Below are 12,278 nucleotides of genomic sequence, written 5' to 3' on the forward strand. Positions count from 1 at the left end.
TACTATACTAGCAAATTGGTTGGGTCCACTTCCATCCAATTGGTTGCAGACGTGTCTATTATTTTTTAGTATCCTTGACATGGGGACGGTTCTCAGTTTGCCATTTCCAAAACGGCCTCAACCCACCAAAAATGAAGCATGAGAACCGTCCCCAATTTGCCAACTGGGAGTGAAATTATGCAGGCACTAGTACACGGAATGATTTTGGCGTTCGGGCTGATTCTGCCTTTGGGCGTTCAAAATGTCTTTATATTTAATCAAGGGGCAACTCATAAGAAATTCATACACGCATTGCCCGCCATTATCACAGCAGGAATTTGTGATACGATTCTCATCTTTCTCGCTGTCACAGGCGTATCCATGGTAGTACTCAATGTGGAATGGTTGAAGATTTTGCTATTTGTCGTTGGATTGATCTTCTTAACTTATATGGGACTAGTGATGTGGAGAAGCGCGCCCGAACCAGCAAACAATGTCCAACAGCAACATCGCTTCTCTGCTCGACGACAAATAACGTTCGCAGCTTCTGTTTCATTACTTAATCCACATGCGATTATCGACACCATCGGAGTCATCGGAACAAGCTCCCTTGCCTACACAGGCCATGAAAAAATTATCTTCGCTATCTCCTGTATCATCGTCTCTTGGATTTGGTTCTTCTCACTAGCCATCCTCGGTCGCAAGGTTGGACAGCTTGGGAAGAGTGATATGCTCCTGAAAAGAGTCAACCAGCTCTCAGCCATTATTATTTGGGGGATGGCGATTTATTTAGGGGTTCATTTGTATTGAGCTCTTTAGGGTTTTGTACGGGAGCGTGGGGACGGTTCTAACGCTTCCTTTTTTTGTGGTGCCTGTCACCACCCGAATTTTCTCGTTTCACAGCAGTGTTTCACGGATAAATGAGACGTAAGACCGACCCCAGAATCTAAACGGTTGTATGGTCATAATACCACTTTCGATCACCAAGTTTCTTGATCTCACCTTTTTCAACAGATTTCTCCCAGCGTTTTTTTGAAATTTGGTCAAGCGCTTCCCGTTCTCCTTTACTGCGTACCCGACTTCGTTTTTTACGCCTAGTACTACTATTTATCGCCAACAATTCATTGACTTCTTTTTTTCTTTTATCAATCGTTTTATTTATATTGTCTAGATGTAATTTTCTCATTATAGAATCTTTCTCCTATTCGTCTTAGACTCTTCCCTACATTTAACTAATTTCACCATATCTATTATATCTCAAGTCTTTTATCTGAGTAGTGATACTTCTTAGTCCATGGTTCGACTACAAGGACTGTCTTGGCGAGCAAAAATAGAGCCAGGAGATCTCCCCTGTCCCTAAATAATCTTCATAATATCCGCCGGCGTATATACCTTATAATCGGGTTCTGCCGCTTCGACCACTTCAATTGAATCATACCCCCATCCAACCCAAACGATTTTCACGCCGACTTTTTTACATGCGACAATATCACGATGCTCATCGCCCACATAAATCACTTCAGAGGTTCCGAGCTGCGACTCTCTCAGAAACCTCTGAATCAACTTATCCTTCCCAAAAAAACTACTCGAACAAATCACCTTTGTGACATTGTTTATCTCGTTAAGCTTCAAAAAGTCTAAAATATTGTCCCGTGAATTAGAGGAAATAATGATCACTTTATAGCCTTTGCTCCCTAACTCAGAAAGCACTTCCTTCATCCCATCAAACAACTTCACCTGATGCCTCGCCTCTAGAAATAACTTATAAAGCTGGGGCAAGACAACCGGAATCTTACGCAATGGAAAATTCAATAATTGGCTTCTTTCTTTGAGCGAAAGCTTCTTCAACTCATCCAATTCCTCAAACGTAATTTCTTTATATCTATACTTCTTGGCAAGACGATTCCAGCTCGACACAATCGCCCTCTTTGAATCCGCAATCGTCCCATCAAAATCAAACATCACATACTTAATCATGAGCCAACCTCTCCTAAGATCTTTTGGGAATAACCAACACTTATTAAAATATGCATCGGAGGTCAGACAAAGAACAGTGGTGCCTGTCACCACCCGAATTTTCTTGTTTCACAATGTGCGTTTCACGGAGATATGGAGACGTGAGAACCGTCCCCACTTTGCCATTCATTACATTTGTAACTACTCCTTTTATATTGAGAACAATTAAGATAATACTATGAAGTATGACAAGGAGGATAAGGCTATGACAATTGTCCGAATGAATAATATTGTGAAAAGATATGGTTCTCAGCTGGTATTGGATCATGTTGATTTAGATATAGGAGAAGGCGAAATTCTTGGGTTATTGGGCCCAAATGGAGCAGGTAAAACAAGTCTTATACATGCATTAGCAGGGATTATTGGTTTTGATTCAGGGGAGATTAGCTTATTTGGGAAGGAACAAAAAACGAATTTACTAGAGATTAAGCGTCAAATTGGGCTAGTGACTCAAGATATCACGGTTTTTACTGACCTGAGTGCTAGAGAGAACTTGGCATTTTTCGGAGGCATTTATGGTCTTAAGGGAGAAGAATTAAAAAAACGGATAGAAGAAACGCTAGAGTTTGTCGGCCTTTCAGAACATGCTCATAAGCTTCCAACTAAATTCTCTGGTGGGATGCAAAGGCGCTTAAATATTGCCTGCGCTCTCGTTCACAGACCGAAACTACTCATTATGGATGAACCGACCGTGGGGATTGACCCACAGTCCAGGAATCATATATTAGAAACGATTCGTCAATTGAACAAGAATGGAACCACGATTCTTTACACCACACATTATATGGAGGAAGTTCAAAATCTCGCTTCACGAGTGGTGATCATTGATCAAGGACATGTCATTGCGAATGGGACGATTGATGAGCTAGTGAACAGAATTCAGCATGAGGAAAAAATAAAGCTGGAGGTAGCTGACCCGTCGGAGCTCCTATTGGAAAAACTACGTAAGCTTGAAGGAGTAAAGCAAGTCATTAAAAGTGGTAAAGAAATTGTCATCATTTCACAAGTCGGTGCAGCTAACCTTGATCGCGCCCTTTCGATTGCGAAGGACTTTGGAGGCATTCATTCCGTCTCTGCAGAAAAACCAACCTTAGAGGATGTATTTTTAACTCTAACTGGTAAGCGCCTGAGGGATGGAGGCGAGCAAGCGTGATTTTAAGGTCTAGTTACTTCATGTTTCGTCGAATGCTCAGAAGTTATGTTGGCATGGCCATTTTGGTATTGACCCCGCTCGCATTAATTACTGTGTTAGGGTTTATCGTAGATGGTGCTATGAGTGAATCGCAAGGAATACCGATGATCGATGAGGTTGTTGTGATTATGACACTTACGTTTCTTATGTATGGTGGTTTCTATACGATGGAATATGTGCAGGGCGACCTCATGACTTCTATGAAATGGCGAATGTACTCGTTACCCTATGAAGCACATAAGCATGCCTATGCGATATTAATTTCCTCTACTCTATTTAATGTACTCCAGAGTTTCGTCATTGTCATTTATACGATCTTTGTCTATGACGTTCATTGGGGAAATATGGGCTTGGTCCTTCTTATCCTATTGGTTGTATCGATTGTGATTCAGCTTATTTATATTAACTTTGTATTAGGCGTGAAAACATATAAGACAGCAGAACGCTTAGGTACAGGATTCGGACTGTTGTGCCTTGCGCTTGGAGAAGTATGGTTTCCATTACCTGAAGGTACCTTTTTTCAATTTATCGCAAGCTATAGCAATCCCTTTTCTCTCGGAAAGAATATGATTTTTGCAACGATGACAGGTGAACATATTGACAAAGCCTTCATTAGTTTGGGTATTCTAATAGCTTGGGCTGTTGGATTGTCTATCTTAGCAGTCTATTTTGGAAGGCGGAAGCTCTGATGACGATTTTCACCTTTGTGTTCAAACGTTTTTTTCGAAAAAAATCAAATAGTCTCTTTTTACTTGTGCTGCCCATCGGATCCGTTTTTTTACCTACAGGAGAATGGCCACCTATGCCGTTAGGATTTCAATATTATCCTCTCCTATTATTGTTCATTGCCACTCGGCTTGGGGGCATTATTTTAGAAGATCGATTCAATAAGACGTTATTACGTGTCAGTGTCGCGCCTATCACCCATTTTCAATATTTGTGGCAAAATTTATTAGCCTACACGATTATTTTGACGACTGTAAATGTAGCGTTCATTTTGTTAGGGGTACTCGTACATGGTGACAACTTGCCCTCACCACTCTTCCTCTTTATTATTTACACGGCTTTCTCTATGACGGCATTAGGATTTTCATTAGCCTGGTATTCTATATTCCGAAATAAGGAAACGGCTACCAGTGTTTTAGGAGGAGTCATTATTCTGATGGGCATGCTTGGAGGGGTCATGTGGCCAGTAGAAATCATGCCATCTTTCATTCAGCGAGCGGTAATGCTATTACCAACCTATTGGGTAGCAGAAGCAACGACTCTTGTCTCTTACGGAGCAACTGCCAAAGATCTCGTCCTCCCGTTAGTCATTATGTTCCTCTTTTGCATCGCTTTTTTATTAGTAGGTAGCAGAAGAAGACTTTCTTAGACAAGAGGCTTTCGCTAGACTGACAATTTTCCCTTTCTCCTTTACAATGATAAGTATGAATCAGAAGGACGTGTGTACAAATGTTGACGAAATGGGAAAAATGGACTTCAACATCAGCAATCATTTATTGGCGCTTATTCGGATTACTTTTACTATGCCTGTTGTGGTTAAGGGATGACAACGGGACAGGAGGAGTAATCCTTCTCTTGTTTCTTGTGGTGATGACACTGGCTCGTTGGCGATTTCACCTCCCAACATGGACCGTTCTTATCGATCAAGCAGCTTGCATGATCACGATCATTTATTGGCCATTTGCTGCCTTGGCCCTTGCTATGCCTATATTCGAGAGTATGCTAAAGAGGCAATTCCTGTATGCGCTACCCACAATTTTATTTGCCATCTCCTATCCTGAAACCTCCCTTGCCCTTGTGGCAGTCTACATCCAAGCAGGATTATCGGGAGCGATCCTCGGACGATGGGCTCAGGAAACAGAACACTTTCAAAGAGAGTCCGATCTCCAGCGAAAGGATCATTATGAATTGATCAATTTAAAAGAAGAGCTCCTCATTGCCAATGCTCATGGAGCGCAAATGGCCGAGCAATTAGAACGAAACCGCATTGCTCAACAGCTTCATGATGAAGTTGGTCACGAACTCACTGCATCAATCCTTGCTTTTCAAGCCTTTGAACAGTTGTGGAAGGAAAACGACGAGGAAGCTGCCAAAGAAATGTTCTACGAAGCGCAGCAGCGACTCTCCAAAAGTGCGGTCTATTTAAGAGAAACCGTCCATAATATCAAGCCAGTAACAGAGTTGGGCATCGAGGGATTACAAGAAATTAGTGACCGATTCACGCTGTGTCCTGTGAACTTCCAAGTGTTTGGTGATACATCCAACATCCCTGCTCATTTATGGAGTATTCTCTATCCCTGTCTTAAAGAAGCCTTAACAAATACCATTCGGCATGCAAAACCAACAATGGTGAAAATTACATTGGATATTAGTCCCCATATTCTAAGACTATCTGTTTTTAATGATGGAGTCATGAAGGAGAGTTATGGTCATGGTCATGGAACGGGGCTAAGAAACCTACGTCATCGGGCGAAGGCTGTTGGTGGGAGTATATCGACTGACACCACAAATGGTTTCTTATTCATTTGTGTCTTACCTTTAAAATAAAACGATAAAGGGAGATTTGAACGATGAAGATTTTAATCGTAGACGATGATTGTTTAGTTTGTAAAAGCTTGAAACTGCTTTTATCTCGCGAAGAGGATATGGAGGTCATCAGCACCGCAGGTCATGGTGCAGAAGCGATTACAGCCTGCCGGGTGGAAGTACCAGATGTGGTTTTAATGGATATTCAGATGCCTGTGATGGATGGGATTCAAGCCACTCGGCAAATCAAATCAGAATGGCCAAAGGTTCGCGTCATGATGCTTACCACTTTTAAAGATGAAAAGAATATAAGGCTAGCCATCCTAGCTGGTGCCGAGGGCTATTTAATCAAATCAACAGAGGTTTCAAGTATGGCCCAGCAATTACGCACCCTCATGTCTGGATCGTCTGTCTTAGATGCAGATGTGCTCAAACAATTGATGCAGCCCACACAAAAGAAAAACCTAGAACAATTAACCCCACGGGAAAAAGACATTGCCGGATTAGTCGCTCAAGGCCTCTCCAATCGAGAAATCGCCGAGCATCTCTACATCAGTGAAGGAACCGTCCGCAACACCCTATCGATTATCTTAGAAAAACTCCAACTCCGCGATAGAACCCAATTAGCTATTTATTATTTGGGTTAGTGGGAAGTTTGGGGACGGTTCTCACGCTTCCTTTTCCTAGTTGTGCCTGTCACCACCCGAATTTTCTTGTTTCACAATGTGTGTTTCACAGAGATATGGAGACGCGAGAACCGTCCCAATAGCATCCCAAGCAAGTTTGTAGAATAAGACAATCATGAACATTCATACCTATAGGAAAACAATAAGGTGTGAAGACAATGAAAAATCAAAACCAGGTTATCTTCTATTCTATTAATAGTTCAACAATAAAAAAATTCATTATCATAGATTGCATCACTGGGGTCGTAATATATTATGTAGTTAAAACCATTTCATCAAACGTTCTAATAGGCATTGTCGGAAGTTCCGTTGGGACTGAAGTAATAAAAAAGTATTTGTGGTTTAATAAAAAATAGGAAGCGTGCGGAATGTCCTCACGGCTGCTGGATCAGACCAATCAATTCAACCAAATCCGGATGGAATCCAACGAATCTGAGCCTTATTCCCACAAAAGATGAGTATCATTCAACGAAGTGCTCTTGATGCCTGAAACATATCAATCAATTCAACCAAATCTGGATGGAATCCAACGAATCTGAGCTATATTCCCACGAAAGATGAGTATGATTCAACGGAAGGGGCCTTCCTGGCTGGAACATACCAATGAATTCAACCAAATCCGGATGGAATCCAACGAATCTCAGCTATATTCCCACGAAAGATGAGTATCATTCAACGAAGTGCTCTTGATGCCTGGAACATATCAATCAATTCAACCAAATCCGAATGGAATCCAACGAATCTCAGCTATATTCCCACGAAAGATGAGTATGATTCAACGGAAGGGGTCTTCCTGGCTGAAACATATCAATCAATTCAACGAAATCCGAATGAAATCCAACGAATCTCAGCTATATTCCCACGAAAGATGAGTATGATTCAACGGAAGGGGCCTTCCTGGCTGGAACATACCAATGAATTCAACCAAATCCGGATGGAATCCAACGAATCTCAGCTATATTCCCACGAAAGATGAGTATGATTCAACGGATAGATCCTTCCTGGCTGAAGAATACGAAAGCTCGGGACAGTCCCCGCGGCACAAAAAGAGCCAGTGGGACTGTCCCCCTGGCTCCTTCTCGCTCTTAATTTCTTCTTAGTCTCCTAACTCCATACAAACCAAACCCAAGTACTAGCATCAACGCACCAATTAATAATAAAGTGTAATTATTAGTTGCTGTATTCGGAAGTTGATTTTCACTTCCATCTTTAACTGTTCCACTCTCTTCTTGATCAGTTGGATCTGTTCCTACTTCTTGGTCTTCTGAATCAACCTGATCAGCTGGTTGTTCTGGGTCCTCAGAATCTATCGGCTTCTCAGGATTTACTGGCTCTCCCGGCTCAGCTGGATCCACCGGGTCTACTGGATCAGTCTCCTCACCCTTTACTTCATTTTTAATCACGATTGTTGTCAACGGCTCCATTGTCAGGCTGCTTTCTGTGAGTTCAAATCCAGACATCTCCGTTACTTCTGCCACGCCTGCCTCATCACTGTCGACTAATACTTTGTAGGCCGTTAAGTCTTCTGACAATGTAATCGTTCTTTCTTGATTGTCAGCGTTAATGAAGACATAGTAGCTTCCTGTTCCGTCTGTGGATTCATTTTTATAACCAATCACTAGGTCTTGATCATTGATTTCAGGTGAATCAATTAGTGTCACATTCGAGTTGACTAAGTCTAGTTCACCAAGTCTGAATGCATTTGATGATTTTCTTAGTTCAATGAGACCGGTTGTGTATTCACGAGTGACGTTGTTCACTGAATACGTATCGGAATTGGTTGCTTTTTCCCAATCGAACATATTAATTGCATCGGAAGAGTCGTATGAATCATGTACAAAGTAGCCAAATACTTCTCCAGCTTCATCTTCAAGTGCATGATACTTTTGTTCAGGTACACCGTCTGCCTTCCACTGCTTCGTACGCCCAAGCTCTTGACCTGCATGAAGGAAGGCCGTCCCTTGAGATGTTAAAATCATCGCGTTCCCAATTCGGATTCGCTTATGAATTTCCAAGTCGTTCTCCGGGATGGACGGATCTTTTTTAATCGATTGCGCAATCACATCATATAATGGAAGATTATCATGTGCCGCAATATATTGAACCATATCACCTGGATCATCTGCAGGAGTATTCGTTGGTTGACCTTTAATATTATTGAAGATCAAGTTAATATCTCTCGCCCCACCAGTCAGGAATCGTGGCTCACCTTCTGAACCAAACCCTGATTTCAATTCATTACGGATTTCATCAGAAAAGACACCCACATTATCCGTTTTGTCCATCCATTGTTGATCAGCACCCATTCCTTGCAACGATGGATCTGCTAAGTGACCACCAAATGTGACCCAGCCTTCTCCAATAAATAACGCATCAGGATTGATGTCAGCTGCCGCATCATAGGCTCTTTGCACCGCATCATACGTTGCATCACCCATCATATCCCATCTCATACCATCAATCTTGAATTCTTCAAACCAATATTTCACTGAATCTATCATCAGCTTCTCAGCCATCTTGTGATTCGTAGCAAGATTATTTCCAAAGCCGCCTATAAAATTACCATTCGCATCTTGGAAAGCATAATAATTAGGCACGATATCATTTAGAAAATCTGCTTTTGCCATATGAGTATAGACATTATCAAGAACAACACCCATACCTGCATCATGAATCGCGTCAATCAGTTCTTTTAACTCCTTAATTCTTAACTCTGGGTCCTCTGGGTTCTCAGAGTAAGCCCCATCTGGAGAGAAGTAATTGTGAGGATCATAGCCCCAGTTGTACTCATTACCACCAGCTGAATAGTCTAATTCCCTCTCACCCATCTTCGTTTCGTCACCATAATACCAAGCCATGACTGGTAAAAGCTGAACATGTGTCACACCAAGAGATTTAATATAATCAAGCTTATCAATAAACGCTGAATACGTTCCCCATCTCGCATGTAAATCACCTTCAATCGATGGATCAGAGGTGAAATCTCTCACATGAACTTCCCAAATAATTGCATCTTCTCTCTTTTCATAGCCCTCAATATCGGCTCCATTAAAACCAGAAGGATTCGTTGCACTTAAATCAACAATGGCTGCTTTCCCAACCGTATCTCCATCCGGACCCGCTTCTCCATGCGTATTCACGGTAAAAGCCGCCATTGATTTCGCATAAGGATCTAACACTTTCTTCGATACACCATCATTTGTAACATCATATTGATAGTAATAACCCCTTACGTCCGCGACACCTAACTCCGCTGCCGTCACGTCTGCAGCCCAAACACCATGCTCACCTAGCTCAAGTTCAATACTTCCAACAAGAGCAGAAGCATCGCCTTTATCATAAAAATTCGCTGTCACAGCACTAGCCGTTGGCGCCCAAAGCTTCAATGTCACATCGCCATTTTTATAAGTCGCTCCAAGATCATTGCCATCATAAGCATACATCTCATCTAACAATCTCCAACCTACTTTGGCAGGTACTGTTCGTCCTTGGAACGTCACATTGAATGGTGCATTGTCCAAATTCATCTGCGCATGAACAATGACCGAAGTCTCACTCGCGATTTCAACAGAATCAATGCTAACAGCGTTGTTATCCTTATCAGTTATACTTAACGATTGCACTAACTCCTCCGTCGTTAACCCCTTTGTGCTTGTAAAAGTAAGGCTTAACTTGCGATCAGACAATACTTCCCCTGACACAATCCCAGTTGGTGTTTCCCAATAAGGTGAAATATAGACATTGTCATCACCCTCTTTAATCCATAGATGGTTATAGTCTTCTAGTAGTGAAAACCCTTTGTCTCCACCCTCTTTTTCACCATTTTCTCTATTTACAACTAAGAAGCCAATTTTTTGTGCATCTTCTTTTAATTCAACATCGATATACGCACCATATCGGTCTGTCTGCTCAGCCGTGAAAGGAATCGCTGATGTTGGCCAACTTTCAAATGTAGCGTTTACATCCTCCCACATCCAAAGACCAAGATTCTCAAAATTAGCATCGTCTCTCACATAATGAATCCTAACCGTATTCTCAGCTAGCTCCACCGGCTCATATGTAAAAATGTCATCCGTTCCTTCTTTAATCCAAATCTCATTCATCTCAGGGGAACTAATGGTGAAATTCTTATCTCCACCTTCTTTTTCACCAGTTGTTCGATCAACCACTAAAAACCCGAGCTTCTGTGCACCTTCCTTCAGCTCTACATCAACATAAGCTCCATAGCTGTCCGTCTGCTCAGCTGAAAAAGGAGTAGCTCCGGCCGCCCAATCAGTCGATGGTGCCGCAACATCCTCCCATAACCAAAGACCAAGATTCTCATAATGTTGATCCGCTTTTTGGTAATGAATTCTTATTGTGTTCTCTGGAATATCAGTTGCTTCAAGCGTACCAACCGTCTCCGCATTTACACTTAACGGAATTTGAAGACTTCCAATTGGAATAAACATCATAAAAACCATCAAAACGATTAATGCCTTTTTCATCGATTGCTTACTCATACACTCAACCCTTTCTCCTCTATAATTAGCAAAAAAATGTTGATTAAACGTTTTATCAAACACTATTAATTCCATAAAATTATTCATAAAAACGCTAATAAATCCATGATAAAACGTTTCACCAAAAGTCAAAATAACAGAAATCCCTACCCTCGAAAACACCTCCAACACAGATTTGAAAACGTTTACAAACTCGCTTTTATTATAGATTCATAGAATTAGGTTGTCAATGGGCAACATGGGGACGGTTCTCACTTTGCCAACTAGACAAAAATGACACATCAGAACCGTCCCCAATCTGCCAAATCCGTGTTAATGAAAAAAAGCAGAGGATTCCACTCTGCTTTTTCCACACTATTTCACTACCTATTACTAATTACTTCAAAGAAATCTGAATCGATTCCGTACCAAATGCACCAGTTTGGCAATGTAATCTTGCTTCTGCAATATTCAAATCAGCAGGTACTTCAAATACCACTTTTCCGCCTTTAGATAAGCCTGGATTTACTTGTGTAAGGAAGAAGTCATTCATTGCATCACCCATTGCCATCATAACTGTACCGTCAGTTGTAGCTTCGTATTCAACATCATCAGCTGATACTAGCTTGAAATAATTTGAATTAATCGTTAACGCTTCTTTTTTTCCATTTTCTACTGTTATATCCGCAATAATAAATTTGCCTGAAGTTGTCGCATTTTCAATGAATTCATTACCACTGTTAATTTCACTCGTTTCTTCAATCCCGTTAACAGTGAATCCAACATCAGCAACAGTTGCCTTTTGTCCAATCCCATATACTTCTTCCTCAGGTTCTTCCGCAGGCGCTTCGTCTGCTCCTTCTGTAGGCGTTGCATTTTCGGTTCCTTCCTCTGGAGGAGGTGATGCTACATCTTCTTCATCTCCACCATTCGCAATGGCAACTATCAAAATAATGGCCAATAACCATACCCACCATCTTTTATAAAAAGGCTTTTTTCTCTTACCTTTTGTCTCTTCCACTCAAAGTCCCCCTTACTCTTAGTAATGTAAGTTAAAATGCATAACCTTATTTTCATCAATAAGGTGTGTTAAGTATTATGTAACGTTTTTGCAAAAATATAAGCTTTTTTCAAAAAACATTGTTAATCTCACGCTTCTTTGGAAAAACGGGGACGGTTCTCACGCTTCTTTTTCTTTGTACTGAATCGAAATAACATCCGTGAGCATCCGTGAGCATCCGTACTCAACACCTATAGAGTACCTTTGCTCGCCTTCTCGGACTCCGTTTGAACGGTATGGAATAAAGTAGGTACTGAAATTAAGTTAGTCTTGAATTATACTATTATCAACAGGTTAACGCTGTTAACAACCTGAGATATTCAAAACATAGA

Annotated in this window: 10 protein-coding genes; 6 read left to right on the forward strand and 4 right to left on the reverse strand. The window is 41.3% G+C overall.

Going from position 1 to position 12,278, the window contains the following annotated elements:
• Positions 1 to 177 precede the first annotated feature (177 nt).
• Positions 178 to 789 carry a LysE/ArgO family amino acid transporter gene (locus tag F7888_RS10280; RefSeq protein ID WP_191779116.1) on the forward strand — a complete coding sequence of 204 codons (612 nt, stop codon included), beginning with the start codon at positions 178 to 180 and terminating at the stop codon, positions 787 to 789.
• A 136-nt stretch (positions 790 to 925) separates the two neighbouring features.
• On the opposite strand, the gene F7888_RS10285 is transcribed toward F7888_RS10280, so the two are convergent.
• Complete coding sequence (locus tag F7888_RS10285; RefSeq protein ID WP_191779118.1) at positions 926 to 1,165, reverse strand: hypothetical protein; 240 nt, start codon at positions 1,163 to 1,165, stop codon at positions 926 to 928.
• Between the two features lie 170 nt (positions 1,166 to 1,335).
• Positions 1,336 to 1,956: an HAD-IA family hydrolase gene (locus tag F7888_RS10290; RefSeq protein WP_191779120.1), complete on the reverse strand. Its 621-nt coding sequence runs from the start codon at positions 1,954 to 1,956 to the stop codon at positions 1,336 to 1,338.
• Positions 1,957 to 2,200: 244 nt separating this feature from the next.
• Between F7888_RS10290 and F7888_RS10295 the strand changes: the two genes are divergently transcribed.
• The 5 genes from F7888_RS10295 to F7888_RS10315 all read left to right on the forward strand — a co-directional run bounded on the left by F7888_RS10295 (position 2,201) and on the right by F7888_RS10315 (position 6,366).
• Positions 2,201 to 3,148: an ABC transporter ATP-binding protein gene (locus F7888_RS10295; RefSeq protein ID WP_191779122.1), complete on the forward strand. Its 948-nt coding sequence runs from the start codon at positions 2,201 to 2,203 to the stop codon at positions 3,146 to 3,148.
• Positions 3,145 to 3,876 (forward strand): ABC transporter permease, encoded by a 732-nt coding sequence (locus tag F7888_RS10300; RefSeq protein ID WP_191779124.1) that lies wholly within the window; start codon positions 3,145 to 3,147, stop codon positions 3,874 to 3,876. Before F7888_RS10295 ends, F7888_RS10300 begins: the two co-directional genes overlap by 4 nt.
• Positions 3,876 to 4,562, forward strand: a complete 687-nt coding sequence (locus F7888_RS10305; protein ID WP_191779127.1) for an ABC transporter permease — start codon at positions 3,876 to 3,878, stop codon at positions 4,560 to 4,562. The genes F7888_RS10300 and F7888_RS10305 overlap by 1 nt, the downstream gene beginning before the upstream one ends.
• Before the next feature lie 80 nt (positions 4,563 to 4,642).
• Complete coding sequence (locus tag F7888_RS10310; protein WP_191779129.1) at positions 4,643 to 5,740, forward strand: sensor histidine kinase; 1,098 nt, start codon at positions 4,643 to 4,645, stop codon at positions 5,738 to 5,740.
• 23 nt (positions 5,741 to 5,763) lie between these two features.
• The gene (locus F7888_RS10315; RefSeq protein ID WP_191779131.1) at positions 5,764 to 6,366 is read left to right on the forward strand and encodes a response regulator; all 603 of its coding nucleotides are present in this window, start codon (positions 5,764 to 5,766) and stop codon (positions 6,364 to 6,366) included.
• Between the two features lie 1,124 nt (positions 6,367 to 7,490).
• On the opposite strand, the gene F7888_RS10320 is transcribed toward F7888_RS10315, so the two are convergent.
• Positions 7,491 to 10,907, reverse strand: coding sequence for a pullulanase (locus tag F7888_RS10320; RefSeq protein WP_225228728.1), 3,417 nt, complete (start codon positions 10,905 to 10,907; stop codon positions 7,491 to 7,493).
• Between the two features lie 376 nt (positions 10,908 to 11,283).
• Positions 11,284 to 11,907, reverse strand: a complete 624-nt coding sequence (locus F7888_RS10325; RefSeq protein WP_191779133.1) for a DUF4352 domain-containing protein — start codon at positions 11,905 to 11,907, stop codon at positions 11,284 to 11,286.
• Positions 11,908 to 12,278: the final 371 nt, after the last annotated feature.

It is taken from the genome of Litchfieldia stipae (genome assembly GCF_014837155.1).
Classification (GTDB): domain Bacteria; phylum Bacillota; class Bacilli; order Bacillales; family Bacillaceae_L; genus Litchfieldia.